The 17550-nt window shown below is 65.4% G+C and carries 15 protein-coding genes; 6 read left to right on the top strand and 9 right to left on the bottom strand.

The features are described from left to right. Nucleotides 1-83 precede the first annotated feature (83 nt). Complete coding sequence (locus B2W55_RS14805) at nucleotides 84-1388, top strand: MFS transporter (protein ID WP_024582160.1); 1305 nt, start codon at nucleotides 84-86, stop codon at nucleotides 1386-1388. A 40-nt stretch (nucleotides 1389-1428) separates the two neighbouring features. Here B2W55_RS14805 and B2W55_RS14800 read toward each other — a convergent pair whose 3' ends face one another. Further along, nucleotides 1429-2214 (bottom strand): acetoacetate decarboxylase, encoded by a 786-nt coding sequence (locus tag B2W55_RS14800; RefSeq protein WP_024582161.1) that lies wholly within the window; start codon nucleotides 2212-2214, stop codon nucleotides 1429-1431. A 240-nt stretch (nucleotides 2215-2454) separates the two neighbouring features. Here B2W55_RS14800 and B2W55_RS14795 point away from each other — a divergent pair, with 240 nt between their 5' ends. Then, entirely contained in the window at nucleotides 2455-3618 is a 1164-nt protein-coding gene (locus B2W55_RS14795; protein WP_024582162.1) for a patatin-like phospholipase family protein, read from the top strand. Nucleotides 3619-3685: 67 nt separating this feature from the next. Here B2W55_RS14795 and B2W55_RS14790 read toward each other — a convergent pair whose 3' ends face one another. Next, on the bottom strand, nucleotides 3686-5245 hold the full coding sequence (locus B2W55_RS14790; RefSeq protein WP_024582163.1) for an acyl-CoA carboxylase subunit beta: 1560 nt from the start codon (nucleotides 5243-5245) through the stop codon (nucleotides 3686-3688). Beyond that, nucleotides 5175-6146, bottom strand: coding sequence for an IclR family transcriptional regulator (locus B2W55_RS14785; RefSeq protein WP_029879336.1), 972 nt, complete (start codon nucleotides 6144-6146; stop codon nucleotides 5175-5177). The genes B2W55_RS14790 and B2W55_RS14785 overlap by 71 nt, the downstream gene beginning before the upstream one ends. A gap of 130 nt (nucleotides 6147-6276) precedes the next feature. On the opposite strand from B2W55_RS14785, the gene B2W55_RS14780 reads away from it, so the two are divergent. The 4 genes from B2W55_RS14780 to glsA all read left to right on the top strand — a co-directional run bounded on the left by B2W55_RS14780 (nucleotide 6277) and on the right by glsA (nucleotide 11808). Continuing rightward, nucleotides 6277-6498 carry an acetyl-CoA carboxylase biotin carboxyl carrier protein subunit gene (locus B2W55_RS14780; RefSeq protein WP_024582165.1) on the top strand — a complete coding sequence of 74 codons (222 nt, stop codon included), beginning with the start codon at nucleotides 6277-6279 and terminating at the stop codon, nucleotides 6496-6498. A gap of 153 nt (nucleotides 6499-6651) precedes the next feature. Next, on the top strand, nucleotides 6652-7815 hold the full coding sequence (locus tag B2W55_RS14775) for a TAXI family TRAP transporter solute-binding subunit (RefSeq protein ID WP_024582166.1): 1164 nt from the start codon (nucleotides 6652-6654) through the stop codon (nucleotides 7813-7815). A gap of 47 nt (nucleotides 7816-7862) precedes the next feature. Then, nucleotides 7863-9926, top strand: coding sequence for a TRAP transporter permease (locus B2W55_RS14770; protein WP_024582167.1), 2064 nt, complete (start codon nucleotides 7863-7865; stop codon nucleotides 9924-9926). Nucleotides 9927-9948: 22 nt separating this feature from the next. Further along, on the top strand, nucleotides 9949-11808 hold the full coding sequence (gene glsA / locus B2W55_RS14765; RefSeq protein WP_024582168.1) for a glutaminase A: 1860 nt from the start codon (nucleotides 9949-9951) through the stop codon (nucleotides 11806-11808). Between the two features lie 370 nt (nucleotides 11809-12178). Here the strand turns inward: glsA and B2W55_RS14760 are convergent, their stop codons facing one another. From B2W55_RS14760 to B2W55_RS14735, 6 genes are all read right to left on the bottom strand, one after another. After that, on the bottom strand, nucleotides 12179-12706 hold the full coding sequence (locus tag B2W55_RS14760) for a carboxymuconolactone decarboxylase family protein (RefSeq protein WP_024582169.1): 528 nt from the start codon (nucleotides 12704-12706) through the stop codon (nucleotides 12179-12181). 457 nt (nucleotides 12707-13163) lie between these two features. Continuing rightward, a complete protein-coding gene (locus tag B2W55_RS14755) occupies nucleotides 13164-13523 on the bottom strand; it encodes a Zn-ribbon domain-containing OB-fold protein (protein ID WP_024582170.1) in 360 nt (119 codons plus the stop codon). Next, nucleotides 13520-14656, bottom strand: a complete 1137-nt coding sequence (locus B2W55_RS14750; RefSeq protein ID WP_024582171.1) for a thiolase family protein — start codon at nucleotides 14654-14656, stop codon at nucleotides 13520-13522. The genes B2W55_RS14755 and B2W55_RS14750 overlap by 4 nt, the downstream gene beginning before the upstream one ends. A 147-nt stretch (nucleotides 14657-14803) precedes the next feature. Beyond that, entirely contained in the window at nucleotides 14804-15970 is a 1167-nt protein-coding gene (locus tag B2W55_RS14745) for an acyl-CoA dehydrogenase family protein (RefSeq protein WP_024582172.1), read from the bottom strand. Nucleotides 15971-15981: 11 nt separating this feature from the next. After that, nucleotides 15982-17181 carry a CaiB/BaiF CoA transferase family protein gene (locus B2W55_RS14740; protein WP_024582173.1) on the bottom strand — a complete coding sequence of 400 codons (1200 nt, stop codon included), beginning with the start codon at nucleotides 17179-17181 and terminating at the stop codon, nucleotides 15982-15984. A gap of 166 nt (nucleotides 17182-17347) precedes the next feature. Further along, complete coding sequence (locus B2W55_RS14735) at nucleotides 17348-17548, bottom strand: hypothetical protein (RefSeq protein ID WP_024582174.1); 201 nt, start codon at nucleotides 17546-17548, stop codon at nucleotides 17348-17350. Nucleotides 17549-17550 lie beyond the last annotated feature (2 nt).

Raw genomic sequence — 17550 nt, 5'->3', positions numbered from 1 at the left:
GAACTTTGCCATTTTAGACATAGGCACCCCGTGCCATATTGCGCATCACCGATAAAACCTCATTGCATTTGATCTGGAACCCAATGATCTCGAACTCGCTTGCCGCTGCCCTCGCCCGCCGCAACATCCACTACGGTTGGGTGATGGTCGGGGTGACATTCTTTGCCGCGCTGATCTCGGCCGGCACCGTCGGTGCGCCCGGCGTCTTCATCGTGCCATTGCAGAATGAGTTCGGCTGGTCGACCGCGGAAATCTCCTCGGCGCTGTCGATCCGCTTCATCCTGTTCGGGCTGATGGCGCCGTTCGCCGCCGCGCTGATGAACCGCTACGGGCTGCGCAACGTCACGCTCGCCGCGCAATTGATCGTGGTCTCCGGACTGTTGGCGTCGCTCGCCATGACGCAGGTCTGGCAGCTCATCCTGCTGTGGGGCGTCGTGATCGGGATCGGCACCGGCATGACGGCATTGGTGCTCGGCGCGACGATCGCCTCGCGCTGGTTCGTGGCGCGGCGCGGCCTCGTGATCGGCATCATGACCGCGAGCGTCGCGACCGGGCAACTCGCTTTCCTGCCGCTGCTTGCGACCATCACCGAGCGTTACGGCTGGCGCATCGCGCTTGGCGCGGTCTGCATCGTGCTCGGCGTCGCCGCATTCGCCGTGCTGATGCTGATGCGCGACCGGCCGGGCGACGTCGGCCTGCGCCCGTTCGGCGACGACGGCACCGCGCCCCTGCCCGCGCCGCCGCCGGCCAACGCGCCGATCATGGCGGCCGCGCTCGGCACGCTGCGCGACTCCTCCAAATCGTCGGTGTTCTGGATCCTGTTCGCGACCTTCTTCGTCTGCGGCGCCTCGACCAACGGCCTCGTCCAGGTTCACTTGATCCCGATGTGCCTGGATTACGGCATCCCGCAGGTGCAGGCCGCAAGCCTGCTCGCGGCGATGGGCATCTTCGACTTCTTCGGCACCATCATTTCCGGCTGGCTGTCGGATCGCTACGACAATCGCAAGCTGCTGTTCTGGTACTACGGCCTGCGCGGCCTGTCGCTGCTGTACCTGCCTTACTCCGACTTCACCTTCTACGGGCTGTCGCTGTTTGCGATGTTCTACGGCCTCGACTGGATCGCGACCGTGCCGCCGACGGTGCGCCTCACCGCGCAGCGGTTCGGCGCCGAGCGCGCCAACCTGGTGTTCGGCTGGATCTTCGCCGGCCATCAGCTCGGTGCCGGTGCCGCCGCGTTCGGCGCCGGAGTATCGCGCACACTCTATGCGAGCTATCTGCCGGCGTTCTTCATTGCCGGCGCACTCTGCGTCGTTGCGGCGTTGTCCGTGCTGGCGATCGCGCGGCCGCAGCCAAAGCCTGCGGCCGAGCCGAAACCGGCTGCGGCCTGAGCGGCCGCGCCCGTTCTCCGGCCCTGTCGGCAGCCTGCCGCTACTCGGCGGCGAGGCCGGTCGGCGCGGCGGCCTCCGCGGCTTCCTTGTTGTAGTCGTGCACGACGCGGCCGAACGGCAGTGTCAGGTCGGCGATGTAGTGATGCGCGCCGACCACGCGCTTGACCGGGAAATCCGCAACCGGCGCGTTGACATGCGGCACCAGATGCAGCCGGCCAGGCCCGATCCACGAGCCCTTGACGACGATGTCGGTCAGGTTGATCGCGACCAGCTGGCAGACCTCGAGATGGCCATCGACGCCGGGGATCATCTTGAGATTGACCTGGGTCTTCGACAGCGTAGCGCGGGTGACGTCTCCATTACCCGCCATGCTCTCGTGCTTGTAACCCATCGTGCCCATCGCAACGAGCTGGCCGGCATATTCCAGCGTGCCGGTCAGCGTGTCCTTGACGATCTCGAGCTTGGGATGGGCGTACTTCTTCGGAAAGCCCCAGATCTCGCGCCCGGCCGCGATCGGCGGATCATCGTCGAGATACATCTGGCAGACGAAGTTGACCTCTTCGCCGTGCAGGCGCGCGGGGATCACGAGGCCGGATTCGGTGTAGCTGCCGAAGCCGGAGCTGTCGGGCATCTTGATCCATTCGTAATGCACGATCGCCTGCTCGATCGGCTCCAGCGGCTCAGGCAGGCCGGCGCGGATCAGCTCCGGATCGGTCTCGTAGGTGATGACAAGGAATTCGCGATCGATGAAGCGATACGGACCGGCAGGATAGCTCGGGCCGGCGGCCGGCATCGACGGAAGCTTGAGCAGATCTTCCCTGCGCATCGCAATAACCCCCTGTTTGCAAATATCTCCCGGAGGCTATCGGCCGAGATTGACAGCGATGTGAGGGATTTCCGTCAGGCGCGTGACCTCGGTTGCGCTGGTGTGATCCGCGTCGCGCGGCGGAGCCCATTGCTAACCATGCAGGCAGGCATGGCGGATGCGCGGCGCACGGGCGCCGGGCTTGTCATCACGGCGTCATCGGCACGCTGAATTCTCGCCGCGCATTTTGGAGGGCCTGATATGGATGCGCGATCCCCTCGCCTTGACGATATCGATCATGCGACGCCGGGCTGGCGCCCCGAGGGTTGCGATCGCGTGGCCCTGGTGCTGCAAGGCGGCGGCGCGCTCGGCGCCTATCAGGCCGGCGTCTATCAAGCGCTGCACGAATCCAACATCGAGCCCGACTGGGTCTGCGGCGTCTCGATCGGCGCGATCAACTCGGCGATCATCGCCGGCAACCCGCCGGAAAAGCGGCTGGAGCGGCTGCACATTTTCTGGGACCGCATCACCAGCCGCAAGATCTGGCACTACACGCCGGACGGCGACATCTTCCGCAAGGCGCGCAACCTTACCAGCTCATGGATGACGACGACGCTCGGGCAGCCCGGCTTCTTCACCCCGCATCAGACCAATCCGTGGTTCAGCCCGGCGGGCGCGCGCACCGCCACCAGCTACTACGACACCACGCCGTTGCGTGACTCGCTGCTCGAGCTGGTCGACTTCGATCGCATCAATTCCAAGAAGATGCGCTTCGCGGTCGGCGCGGTGAACGTGCTGTCGGGCAACTTCATCTATTTCGACAACGCCCATGACGAGATCATCCCCGAGCACATCATGGCGAGCGGCGCGCTGCCGCCGGCGCTGCCGATGGTCAAGGTCGGCACCGATCATTTCTGGGACGGCGGCATCGTCTCCAACACGCCGCTACAGCATCTGCTCGACCAGGAGGACAACGCCAACTCGCTGGTGTTCCAGGTCGACCTGTTCTCGGCCCGCGGCGCGCTGCCGCGCGACATCCAGGACGTGATGGCCCGCCACAAGGACATCATGTATTCGTCGCGCACCCGCTACAACACCGACGTCTACCGCAAGACCTACAATCTGCGCACTGCCCTGCACAACGCGCTGGGAAAAATCCCCGACGATCAGCTCTCGGAAGAAGAACGCCAGCTCAAGAAGGCGAACAGCCGACTGCCCGGGATCACGCTGTTGCAGCTGATCTACCAGCAGAAGGCCTATGAGGGCGATGCCAAGGACCACGAGTTCTCCGGCACCTCGATGCGCGAGCACTGGGCCAGCGGACACGAGGACACCAAGCGCTCGCTGAAGCGGCGCGAATGGATCAAGATGCCGGAGAACGGCATGGGCATCGTGATCCACGACGTGCATCGCGAAGCGGAGTAGTAGAGATCGTCTCTTCTGCCGTCATTGCGAGCGAGGCGAAGCTGCTCGCAATGACGGTTGAGAGGTCTTACGGCCGCGTCGACATGTTGCTCGGCGGTCCGGCCTTGCGGATCGGCTCGGCAAGGCGCGCGAACTCGCAGAGCAGCGAGCGCGTCTTGCGCGGATCGATCACCTCCTCGACCCAGAACTTCTCGGCCGAGCGGAACGGCGAGCGCAGCTTGTTGAGGCGGTCCTCGATCTCCCGCAGCTTGGCGGCGGGATCGGCGGCCGCGTCGATCTCGGCGCGATAGGCCGCCTCGATGCCGCCCTCGAGCGGCAGCGAGCCCCAATAGGCCGACGGCCAGGCATAGCGCATCGAGAAGCGGTTGGCCGGCTGATGCACCACGCCGGCGACGCCGAACGCGTTGCGGATGATGATGGTGCACCATGGCACCGTGCTCTGGTTGACCGCGGCCATCGCCCGCACGCCGTGGCGGATGGTCGCCGACTTCTCCGCCTCGAGCCCGATCATGAAACCGGGGCAGTCCATCAGATAGACCACCGGCAGATGGAAGGTCTCGGCGAAGTCGACCCAGCGCACCACCTTGGCGCAGGCATCCGCGGTCCACGAGCCGCCATAGTGGAACGGATCGCTGGCGAGCAGCAGCACCGCCCTGCCCTCGATCCGCGCCAGTCCGGTGATGACCGGGCGGCCGAAATTGCTCGCGACCTCGAAGAACGAGCCCTTGTCGACCACCGCATCGATGATCGGCCGCATCTTGTAGACCTGCTTGCGATTGCGCGGCACCGCCGTAAGCAACGACTCCTCGGCGCGCTCCGGATCGTCGGTGCAGGGAATGGTCGGCGGCAGATCGTAGACCGACGACGGCAGATAGGACAGGAAGCGCCGCGCATGGTCGAACGCCTCCTCCTCGGTCTCGACGGCCTGGTCGATCGCGCCGGCGCGGGTCTGGATGTCGGCGCCGCCGAGCTCCTGCTTGGTCAGATCCTGACCCAGCCGCTTCACCACCGGCGGGCCGGCGACGAACATCGCGGAGCTCTTGGTCATGATCGAGTAATGCGTCGCCGCGAGCCGCGCGGCGCCAAGGCCCGCGACCGAGCCGAGGCCGAGACCGACCACCGGCACGCGCGCCAGGTTGGCGGTCGTGTACCAGTACCAACGCGTGCCGCCGACGCCGCCGGGCAGGTTGGCGGCGCCCCTGGTCTCGATCGTCTTGACCGAGCCGCCGCCGCCGGAGCCTTCGATCACGCGGACGATCGGCAGGCGGAAGTCGTGCGCCATCTCCTCCGCCATCAGCGGCTTGGCGGAGATCGACGCATCGGCCGAGCCGCCGCGCACGGTGAAATCGTCGCCGACCACGACCACGGTGCGGCCGTCGACCCTGGCGCGGCCGAACACGCAGTTCGCCGGCGTCAGATGCTTGAGTTCGTTGCTCTCGTCATATTCGGCGATGCCGGAGATCGCACCGACCTCGTGGAAGCTGCTGTTGTCGACGAGCTTGTCGATGCGCTCGCGAACGGTGAGCCGACCCTGGTCGCGTTGCCGCTTGACCTTGTCAACGCCTCCCATCTCCCGCGCGAACGCTTCGCGCCGGGCGAGGTCGTCGAGTTCCGGCTTCCAGTTCATTCAGTGCCTCCGTCTTGATGATCTTGTTGTTATGGGCCGTCACCGGAAGCGACTTGCGTTCGATCCGATTGCTGAAGATGTCGCCGTCGGCGCCCTCGAGCAGGCTGCCGAGCGCGGCGGCGAGGTCGACCATCTGCGGCGCGACCTCGCGGTGCAGCCGCGCCTCGTCATACATCGCCGAGAGCAGGCCGATCGTGGCGACCACGTAGGTCTGATACTGCGGTGACCACACCGGCACCGCGACGCCGTTGATGTGCGGGCTCCACAGGCCGCAGGCGACGACGTAGCCGTGCTCCTGAAGGTGACGGCGGTTGGCCTCGATGCGCGGCGTCAGCATCTTGGCGCCGTCGGGCAACTCGCCTTCCATCTCCGCGATCAGGGCATCGCCAACCGTGGGATCGAGCGCTGCGGTGTAGGCGTGGCCGGCGGCGGTGGTCGCCATCGAGATGCGGCTGCCGGTGGCTTCATGCAGGCCGAGCGCGTTGGCGGCGCGGGCGAACTCCAGATAGACCAGCTGAAAGCGGTCGGGGATGACGAAGCCGACCGTGCCGGGCAGCTGATCGGCGACATCCTGCAAGCGCAGCCGGATCAGGTTGCGAAGCTGCAACCCCTTCATCATCGAGGTGCTCATCGCGACCGCGCTCGGACCGATCCGATACTTCTGGTCGCGCGGCAGATAGACCAGCTGGCCCATCCGCGTCAGCGTGTGCGTCAAGCGCGACACCGTCGAACGCGGCAGCCCGCAGCGGTTCGAGATTTCGAGATTGCCGAGCCGGGCCTCGTGCCCCTCGAAGCACCGCAGCACATCGAAGGCGCGCGACACCACCTGGATGACCTCGCCATCGCCTGTCTCGCTGGCGAGCATTCCCTGCCGGCTGAGCCGTTCCGAGCGCCTTCCCATCTTGTTTTTCTCCATTCCGCATGACGGAATAAAATTCCACTTGCAGAAGAAACTACCTCAGGCAATCTGCCGCCACAACAAAAAGCCGTTCGCCGGATGAAATTTCCGCAAGACGGTATCGGAGAATGGAATGCCAGAGATCAAGGTCGTGACCGAAGTTGCCGGACGCGTTTGCGCTCTTCCCGTTGAAGCCGGCAGCAAGGTCGGCAGCGGCGACGAGATTGCGTTCGTCGAAGCGATGAAGATGGAAATCCCGGTCACATCGACCGCAGCAGGCAAAATCAAGTCGATTCTGGTCAAGATCGACGATGTCATCGCCGAGGGCCAGGCGGTCGCGATCATCGAGACCTGAGATCCCGCCCTTTCGGCCCAGCCGCGACAATCTGTCCGGTGATGCAACGCCCGAAATCGCCAAGTTGCGCCTGACGTAGCGTTGCCATCGCCGGATCGCGATGCAATCATCCCGCCCGCAAAAGTTTCGCACAGCGAAACAATGGGAGGAATAATGATCCATCGGCTGATGGCGCTCGCGCCTGCCGCTCTTGCCGGCATTTCACTCGTCGCTGCCCTGCCCGCCTCGGCCGAGGACATCAAGCTGCCGCCGACCATGGCGGTGACCGCCTATGACACCGGCACCGCCGGCTTCAACATCGCGGTCGGCGTCGGCAAGATGATGAAGGACAAATACGGCACCGACGTCCGCGTGCTGCCGGCCGGCAACGACGTCGCCCGTCTCGCCCCGCTGCGCGCCAAGCGCGCGATCTCCTCGGCGATGGGATCCGGCACCTATTTCGCACAGGAAGGCGTGTTCGAGTTCGGCGCCAGGGAATGGGGCCCACAGCCGTTGCAACTGCTGCTGTCGTCGGTCGACTGCAATTGCGGCGCGCTCGGCGTCGCGGCGGATGCCGGCGTCAAGGAAATGAAGGATCTGCGCGGCAAGCGCGTCGGCTTCGTGGTCGGCTCGCCGGCGCTGAACCAGAACGCGCTCGCGATGCTTGCCTTCGGCGGTCTCACCGAGAAGGACGTCAAGATCGTCGAGTTCGCAAGCTATGGCGCGATGTGGAAGGGCCTGATCAACAACGACGCCGACGCTGCCTTCGGCACCACCATCACCGGTCCCGCCAAGGAAGCCGAGACCTCGCCGCGCGGATTGATGTGGCCGCCGCTGCCGGCCAACGACAAGGAAGGCTGGGCGCGGGTGAAGAAGGTCGGCTCGTTCTTCTTCCCGCAAACCGCGACCTGCGGCGCCGGCATCACGCCGGACAAGCCGATCCAGCTCGGCAACTACCCCTACCCGATCTTCGTCGCCTACGCCGCGCAGCCGGCCGATCAGATCTACGCGATCACCAAGGCGATGATCGTCAATTACGACGCCTACAAGGACTCGGCGCCCGGGGCCGCCGGCCTCGGCGCCGACCGCCAGACCAGGAACTGGGTCGTTCCCGTGCATCCCGGCGCGGTCAAGGCGCTCAAGGAGGCCGGCCATTGGAGCGACGAGCAGGAGGCGCACAACAACGCGCTTTACAAGCGGCAGCAGGTGCTGGCCACAGCCTGGACCGACTACGGCAAGTCGAACCCGCCCGCAGACGACAAGGCCTATCTCGACGGCTGGATGAAGGCACGCGCCACCGCGCTCGCCAAAGCCGACCTGCCCAACGGCTTTGAGTAACACCTGACGAGCCTGCGGCCCAAACCAACAGCACTGGGGGATGCGTGATGCCGGATAACGCCGCGGCTGCGCCTGCGAAGCGAATCGAGTTCGAGGATCCGCATGCCGGCCTCGACAATTTGCAGGAGGCCGAGGTCACCCGCGTGCGCTCGTTGCGCGGCCCTTGGCGCTGGGCGCTGGTGGCGGCGACCGCCGCGACCATCCTGCTCTGCATCAACCAGCAATTCTCGCTGCGTTTCTTCGTCGACTACACCCAGCTCAACACCGAGTATTTCTATCTCCTGATCGCACTGATGCTGCCGTTCACGTTCCTGATCTTCCCGGGAACGGAGCGTGCGCCGCTGAAGCGCATTCCCTGGTATGACCTCGCCCTCGCGGTGGCGACCTTCGTCGCCTCGATCTGGCTGATGCTGAACGTGCGCAAGGCGGCGCAGTATGGCTGGGAATCCGATGGCGCGCCGCGCAACGTCATCATCGCCGGCCTCGTGATGTGGGCGATGCTGATGGAGGCACTGCGTCGGACCGGCGGCTGGAGCCTGCTGCTGAGCGTGCTGCCCTTCACGGTCTATCCGCTGTTCGCCGAAGCGGGCTGGCTCGGCCCGTTCCGCGGCTCGCAGCTCACGCTCGACCAGGCCACGGCCTATCACGTACTGTCCGGCGAGAGCCTGCTCGGGATTCCGATCCAGGCCTTCGCCGACACCGTGATCGGCTTTCTGGTGTTCGGCACCGCGCTGATGATGACCGGCGCCGGAAAGTTCTTCATCAACCTCGCCTTCGCGCTGTGCGGCACCTTCCGTGGCGGCGCCGCCAAGGTCTGCATCTTCGCCTCCGGCCTGCTCGGCATGATGTCGGGCTCGATCGTGTCCAACGTGCTGACCGCCGGCACCATGACGATCCCGGTCATGAAGAAGAGCGGCTTCCGCGCCTCCTATGCCGGCGCGATCGAGGCCTGCGCTTCGACCGGCGCGGTGCTGGCGCCGCCGGTGATGGGCGCGACCGCGTTCGTGATCGCCCAGTTCCTCAACATCAGCTACGCCGAGGTCGCGATCGCCGCGATCGTCCCTGCGACGCTGTACTATATCGGCCTGTTCATGCAGGTCGATTCCTACGCCGCGCGGCACGGGCTGAAGGGCATCCCGCGCGCCGAGCTGCCGCGGGTGATGGATACGATCAGGGACGGCTGGTACTACGTCTTCGTGATCGCGCTGCTGATCGTGATGCTGCTGTATTTCAAGCGCGAGAGCCACGCGCCGTTCTATGCCACCGCGCTGCTGCTGGTGCTCAACCAGATCTTCTCCAGGGACACCCGCTGGACGTTCGCGACGATCGGCAAGTTTCTCGAAGTCAACGGCCGCACCTTCGTCGAACTGGTCGGCATCCTCGCCGGCTGCGGCCTCCTGATCGGCGCATTCTCGATGACCGGCGTGGTCTCGAGCCTCGCCAACGACCTGCTGACGCTCGCCGGCGACAACGCGTTCCTGCTGCTCGTGATGTGCGCCTTCACCAGCCTGATCCTCGGCCTCGGTCTGACCACGACGGCCTGCTACATCTTCCTCGCCATCCTGGTCGCCCCCGCGCTGGAGAAGCTCGGGCTGAACCGGATGGCGGTGCACATGTTCATCTTCTATTGGGGCATGCTGTCGTCGATCACGCCGCCGGTCGCGATCGCGTCCTTTGCCGCGGCCGGCATCGCCGGCTCGCCCGCGATGAAGACCGGCTGGGAATCGATGTGGGTCGGCAGCATCATCTATTTCATCCCGTTCTTCTTCGTGCTGAACCCGGCGCTGGTGATGCAGGGTGACAGCCCCTATCTCGCCGGCCTCGGCCTGATGGCGCTGGCGGCCTGCGGCACGCTGTTCATCTGCGGCGGCATCCAGGGCTATCAGGCCTTTGTCGGCGACCTCCGCGGCGCCGGTGCGCTGGAATGGCCGCTGCGGGTGCTGCTGGTGATCGGCGGCTTCGTGCTGGCGACGCCCGGCGGCGGCATCAACCCGCTGTCGCAGGTGCAGGTGACGCTGCTGGGGCTTGCGATCCTCACCCCGACGGTGCTGGTCGCGCTCATGCTGGTCCGCCGCCAGGCACTGGTTCCGAACCAGTTGCGCGCGCCCTGATTGCGTTGCACAACAGGAGGCGATGAAACGATCGCCGCCTCCCGTCACCGCCACCACCACGGCCTGGTCCAACTCGAAGCCGCCGCTGCTGCGGTTTCTGCACACTTGTTACGCAGACTTCCTCCCGGAAGCCGGCGGCGCGGTTGCCGACTACATTCCCGAGCTCGGCAAGGCCGATCCTGCCCATTTTGGCATCAGCCTCACGACGTTGGACGGCCACGTCTACGAGGTCGGCGATACCCGCGTGCCCTTCACCGTCCAGTCGATGTCGAAGCCGTTCGTGTTCGCGCTGGCGCTGGACACCCTGGGCGCCGAGCGGGTGGAGAGCGTGATCGGCGTCGAGCCGTCCGGCGACCCCTTCAATTCGATCCGGCTCAATGCCGACAACCATCCGTTCAACGCGATGGTCAATGCGGGGGCGATCGCCTGCTCCGGGCTACTCCATGCCGACAAGGGCGACGGCGCGTTCGACTATATCCGCCACGCGCTCGGCCGCTTCGCCGGCCGCGCGCTCGACGTCGACGAGGCGGTCTACGCCTCGGAGAGCGCCACCGGCGACCGCAACCGGGCGATCGGCTATCTGTTGCGCACCAACAGCGTGATCACCGAGAACGTGCCCGCGGTGCTCGACGTCTACTTCCGGCAATGCGCCATCCTGGTCACCGCGCGCGACACCGCCGTGATGGCGGCGACGCTCGCCAACCGCGGCATCAATCCGTTGACCGGCGAGCAGGTCGTGACGCCCTACGCGATCGCGCGTACGCTCTCGGTGATGACCTCGTCGGGCATGTATGACTACGCCGGCGAATGGATCTACCGCGTCGGCATTCCCGCCAAGAGCGGCGTCGGCGGCGGCATCCTGGCGGCACTGCCGGCCCGGCTCGGGCTCGGCAGCTATTCGCCGAAGCTCGACAAGCACGGCAACAGCGTGCGCGGCATCAAGGTGTGCGAAGCGCTGTCGGCGCATTACGACCTGCACATGCTGAACCGCAGCGACGACGCCCGCCACAGCATCATCGCCGATTACAACATCGGCAAGAACCCGTCCCGCCGGCTGCGCCGGCCGCAGGAGCAGGAGATCCTGGCCAGGCACTTCCAGGAGGTGCGCGTGATCGAACTGGTCGGCACGCTGTCGCTCTCCAATGTCGACTATGTCTCGCGCCGCCTCGCCGGCAGCCCGCGGCCCGAATTCGTGATCTTCGACCTGCGCCGCGTCACCGCGACGACCCGCGCCGGCGCAAGGCTGGTCGCGGAAGCCTTCCAGGAACTCGCCGAGCTCGGCGTCACCGTGATCCTCTCAGGCATCAAGCGGACCTCGCGCGAATGGGCGACGATCAGCGAGTGGACCAACCGGCTCGGCAATATCAGGGATTTCTATTTGCTCGACACCGCGATCGAATGGGCGGAGGACCAGATCGTCTACCGTTATGGCGGCTCGATCGATTTCCTCGAGACCACGGAGCTTGCCGAGCAACCGTTGCTTGCTGGATTGAGCGCGGACGAGGTCGCCGATCTTGCTCCGCTCTGCACGGTCAGGACCTACCAGCCGAATGAAAGGATCATCGCGGCCGGCAGCGAAGCGAGCTCGCTGTTCTTCCTGCGCAGCGGCGTGGTCCACGTCACCCTGCCCGACGGTATCCGGCTCGCAACGCTGACCGCCGGCATGGCGTTCGGCGAGATGGCGCTGTTGGAGCCGAAGCGCTCGGCCGACGTGGTGGCCGACATGTCGGCAACCGCCTACGAGGTGACGATCGCGGATTTCGAACGCTTCCGCGAGCAGCACCCGCGTGCCGGCGAGCGGATCATGCGTAATCTCGCGCAGATCCTCGCCGAGCGGCTGATCGTGGCCAATGCGAAGGTCGATCTGCTGACGTCGGGCTAGGTCTTTCTTCTCCCGCGCCCACTTGCAGAGAACGGGTTAAGGTGGGGGCCGACTCCGCAAAATGACTTCTAAAGCGGGATGAGCTTTGATTGAATCGGCTCGGCGCGGTCTCGGTCCGCCTCTCCCCGTCGGGGAGAGGTCGGCGCGAAGCGCCGGGTGAGGGCTCTTGCGCTCTCGATAGACCGAAACCCCTCACCGGATTTGCTACGCAAATCGACCTCTCCCAAGGGAAAGGTGAACCTTCGACGCCGCTCCATCTCAACCTAATCTCATCATGTTCTAGTTGGACTCGCGGAGGCTCCCCCCTCACCCGGATCGCATGTCATGCTATCCGACCTCTCCCCGCAGGCGGGACGAGGCGAAGAGAGGATCAGCTCACCACTTCCGTCACCGGCTGCATGTCGATCTCGAACGTCTCGAGGAACTTCGACGTCATGATGTAGAAGCCGACCGAGAGCTGTAGCTCGATCAGCGCGGCCGGCGTCAGCTTGGCTGCGATCGCCTTGAAGGTGGCATCCGTCGGCTTCTTCAGCTTGACGATTTCATCGGTGAAGGCGAGCGCCGCGCGCTGCACCTCATCGAAGCAACTCGCCGATTGCCAGTTCTCCAGCGCCGCGTTCTGCTCGTCGGTGACGCCGACATTCTTGCCAATGCGCTTGTGCGCAACGATCTCGTAGGGCGCCTCGCAGAGAATGCCGGTGCGCGTGATCGCAAGCTCGCGCACGACCGGATCGAGCTCGCCTTTGTGGCGGATCGCGCCGCCGAGCCGGCAGTATTGCTCGAAGTAGCTCGGCGAGTGCGCCATCATGCGGAAGATGTTGGCGTTGCGGTTCTTGTCGAGGATCTCGCGGGTGCGCGGGCTTGCCTGCGCGGGATCTGAGTAGTCGATGCGGGCCATTTCCTAACCTTGTTCTTGCTGTCGTGTCTCTTGGGTTCCGAACAGTATCGGGCGGCCGTCGCAGGAGCAACACGCGCGAGTCAAATTGCCGCCGCATTCCCATACAACCCTGACGCGGTCGATATTCGCTGAGTGGGGACTCATCAAGAGCGAATGCTCGACGCGGGGTGTTCCGAGTTCAAAATCTGGCCGTCTTGCGCTCTCCGGGCGCAACGATGAGTCACGCCCAGGTCTTAGGGGAAACGCATGAAGGAAGCCACAAGGAGGGCGGCCTCGGAAGCGCTTGCGCAGGTGCTGGCGGTGACGGCGATGCTCGTCATCGCCAGCGTTGTGCTCTATTGGCGGTGACGACTGTCGAGTAACGCGTAAAGGCCGTCATTGCGAGGAGCGCGGCGACGAAGCAATCCATGCTCCCCGTCCAACCATGGATTGCTTCGCTTCGCTCGCAATGACGGGGCTATTTCGCCTTTGCGAAATACGGGACCAGCCGTCCTGCGAACTGCGTGAAGCGCGCCGACACCTTGTCGCCGATCGCAAGGTCGGTGTCGCCATGGGCCATCATGCGAAAGCCCTCGTCGGTGTCGACGAGCAGGATGTTGTAGGGCACATGCGCCCGGGTCTCCGGCGTTGCGGCGCGGCAGACCAGCGAGGTCGCATACACCGTCCCTGCCCCGCTGGCGCGATGCTCGGCGAGGTCGGGCGAGCCGCAGGCAGCGCAGAAGCTGCGGCGGAAATATTGCCGCGCGCCGCAGGCGTTGCAGGTCTGGTAGACGATGGCTTCCGCGCCCTTGGTCCAATCAGCGATCGGTTCACTCATCGCACGCGCTCCAGGAACATGCTGACATGCGACGACAGCACGCCGCCGTCGCCGTGCAGCAGCGCAACCGAGGCATCGCGCACCTGACGGTTGTCGGCGCGGCCGGTCATCTGCAATTGGGTCTCGACCAGATGCGCCATCGCACCGCCGACGCCGCAATGGCCGTAGCTGAGCAGGCCGCCATGGGTGTTGAGCGGCATCTCGCCATCCCCGTTGAAATAGCCGGCACGGACTCGCGCCGCCGCCTCGCCGCGCCCGGCAAGACCGAGGTCTTCCAGCAGCATCGCAAGCGTGATCGTGAAGCTATCGTAGACCGCGGCGTAGCGCACGTCCGAGATCGCGACACCCGCTGCCTGCTTTGCTTTCGCGATCGAAATCTCCGCGCCGAGTTCGCTCAACGCGGGCGCAGCCGTGACATGCTGATGGGTGTGCGCCTGTGCGCAGCCGCGGACGCGGACCCGCCGCTCGCCGGTCGGCTCGCGGCTGATCACGCAAGCGGCACCGCCGTCCGACACCGGGCAGCAGTCGAGCAGCTTGAGCGGCATCGCCACCGGCTTCGAGGCCATCACGTCGGCAACCGTGATCGGCTCATGGAATTGCGCGCCGGGATGCATCAGCGCGTGCTTGCGCATCAGCACCGCGAACTCGGCAAGGTCTTCTTGCGTCAGGCCGTATTCATGCATGTAGCGGGTCGCGACCAGGCCGTAATAGGCCGGGATCGTCGGCCCCAAGGTCACCTCGTAGTCGGGATGCCCGACCTGGGCGAGCGCCTGGATCGAGGCGTCGCGGCTCTGCCCCGTCAGCCGGTTCTCGCCACCGACCACCAGCACATGCTTCGCCACGCCGGCATCGACGAGCTGATGCGCCAGCATGGTCATCGCCAGTCCGGTCGCACCGCCGACCTGCACGGCATGAGCATAGGATGGGCGGATGCCGAAATGCTCGGCAAACACGGTCGCGAGCATGATGTGCGGCGAGACGGTGGAATAGCCGCACAGGATGCCATCGATGTCGGTACGCTTCAGCCCGGCGTCTGCGATCGCGAGCTCGGCCGCCTTGCTCATCAGGTCGAGCGATGATGAGCCCTCATGCTTGCCGTAGGATGTGAGACCGACGCCGGTGACGAAGCTCATGTCAGCGCACCTCTCTCAGAGCGTCATTCCGGGGCGACGCGAAGCGACGAGCCCGGAATCCATAACCACCATCGTGAGTATGGATTCCGGGCTCGCGCCAAGCGGCGCGCCCCGGAATGACAAGTGGAGACATCCGTCGCTCATCCATCAATACGACTTCGGAAGGCCGAGCACCTTCTCGCCGATGAAGCTGAGGATGAGCTGCGGGCTGATCGGCGCGATGCGCGGGATCAGTGATTCCCGCAAGTAGCGCTCGACGTGATATTCCTTGGCGTAGCCGAAGCCGCCATGGGTCATCACCGCCTGCTCGCAGGCATGGAAGCCGGCTTCCGCCGCCAGATACTTTGCCGAGTTCGCCGCGGGGCCGCACGGCAGGTTCTGGTCATATTGCCAGCCGGCGCGCAGCACCATCAGCCAGGCCGCCTCGAGCTCCATCCAGCACTTCGCCAGCGGATGCTGGATCGCCTGGTTCATGCCGATCGGGCGGTTGAACACGATGCGACCCTTGGCGTAGTCCGACGCCCGCTTCAGCGCGATCTGGCCAAGGCCTACCGCTTCGGCCGCGATCAGGATGCGCTCGGGGTTCATACCGTGCAGGATGTATTCGAAGCCGCGCCCCTCCTCGCCGATGCGATCCTCGACTGGAATCTCGAAATTCTCGAAGAACAGCTCGTTGGAGTCGACCGGCTTGCGGCCCATCTTCTCGATCTCATGCACGGTGACGCGCTTGCGGTCGAAATCGGTGTAGAACAGGCTGAGACCGTGGGTCGGGCTGCGCACCTCCTCCAGCGGCGTGGTGCGCGCCAGCAGCAGGATCTTGTTGGCGACCTGCGCGGTCGAGATCCACACCTTCTGGCCGTTGACGACGTATTTGTCGCCCTGGCGCACCGCGCGGGTCTTGAGCTGCGTGGTGTTGAGGCCGGTGTTCGGCTCGGTCACCGCAAAGCACGACTTGTCGCGACCGTCGATGATCGGCGGCAGCATGCGCTGGCACTGTTCCTTGGTGCCGAACACGACGACCGGATTGAGCCCGAACACGTTCATGTGCACCGCCGACGCGCCCGACATGCCGGCCCCGGACTCGGAGATCGTGCGCATCATGATCGCGGCGTCGGTGATACCGAGGCCGGAGCCGCCATATTCCTCCGGGATGCAGATGCCGAGCCAGCCGGCATCGGCCAGCGCGCGGTGGAAGTCGGCCGGAAAGCCGCCCTCCTTGTCCTTCTTCAGCCAGTACGCTTCGTCAAAGCGCGAGCAGATTTTTGCCACCGCGTCGCGGATCGATTCCTGGTTGGCGGAGAGTGCGAAATCCATCTGTCGTGCTCCTATGCCTGCGCCGCTTTGGCTGCGCCGTCGCGCACCATCGCTGCGATCTCCTCGGTCGAGAAACCGGCCTCGCGCAGGATTGCTTCACTGTGCTCGCCGAGCCGCGGCGCCAGCCGGCTCGGCTCCACCTTGGTCTCCGACCAGCGTGCGGACGGCGTCATGCTGCGGATGCGCCCTTCCGTCGGGTGATCGACCACGGGAAAGACGCCGGTCGTGACCATATGCGGGTCTTCGAGCAGGCTCTCGAGATCGTGCATCGGCATCACGGGCACGTCGGCCTTCTCGAGGATCTCGTTCCACTCGGCCGTGGTCTTGGTCTCAAGGATGCGCGCGAGCTCGGCATAGACCACATCGATATTGGTGGCGCGGCCGGCGAAGGTGGCGAATTTCGGATCGTTGCGCAGATCGTCGCGCCCGGTCGCCTTGAAGAAATTCTCCCACTGCTTGTCGTTGTAGACGATCACGCAGATGTAGCCGTCCAGCGTCTTGTACGGCCGCCGGTCTGGCGAGAGATGGCGCGCATAACCGCCCTTGTCGAGCGGCGGGTCGTAGGTCAGCCCGCCCATGTGGTCGCCCATGACGAAGCCGGCCATGGTCTCGAACATCGGAATATCGACGCGCTGGCCCTGCCCGGTGCGGTCGCGATGCACCAAGCTCGCGCAGATCGCGCCGACCGCGGTGAGGCCGACGATGCGATCGACCAGCGCATTCGGCACGTAGCGCGGCACGCCGTCCGAGGTCTGCGCCATCAGCGCCGGCAGCGCGGTCGCGCCCTGGATCAGATCGTCATAAGCGGGCTTGGCGGCATACGGCCCGTCCTGGCCGAAGCCGAACACGCCGGCATAGATCAGCCGCGGATTGACCTTGGCGACGACGTCGTAGCCGAGTTGCAGCCGGGCCATCGCCTGCGGACGCACGTTGTAGACCAGCACGTCGGCCTTTGCGATCAACCGCAGCACCGCTTCGCGGCCCGCGGGCTTTTTCAGATCGAGGCAGATCGAACGCTTGCTGCGGTTGGTGTTGAGGAACACCGGGCCCATGCCGGGATGCCGGGTCGGGCCGATCTGCCGCGTCACGTCGCCGTCGGGCGATTCCACCTTGATGACGTCGGCGCCGTAGTCGCCGAGCATCTGCGTGGCGTAGGGTCCCATCAGCACGGTCGTCATGTCGACGACCTTGATACCCTGCAATGGTCCCATCGTGCTGCTCGCTCCCCGGCTGTTCTGGATTGAAGCCTAGTAACGGGAGGTCTTTGCCGAGATCAAGCGGCACCGGGCGTATGGGCGTATGCGTGGCGGCGGTTGGGTCGTTTCCGCGCGGCGGAACGCAGCGCGGGCCGATCAGGCGCCCGCCGTTCCTCGTCCATTACTGCCCGGTCATCGCCTCGCGCGCCTTCAGGAGCTTTTCCAGTTCCGCATTCTGCTGCTCGAGCCGCTCGGCGATGCGTTCCTCGACTTCGGCGCCGGCAGCGCCCGCGGCCTGCTCGATCAGCTGCCTGATATTGTCCCGGAGGATCGCGATGCGATCGTTCACTTCCGACAGCGACAGGGACGTCTCGATACCCATGG

This window comes from Bradyrhizobium sp. UBA2491, assembly GCF_002341725.1.
GTDB lineage: Bacteria > Pseudomonadota > Alphaproteobacteria > Rhizobiales > Xanthobacteraceae > Bradyrhizobium.
This window is presented reverse-complemented; position numbering and strand designations above follow the sequence as displayed.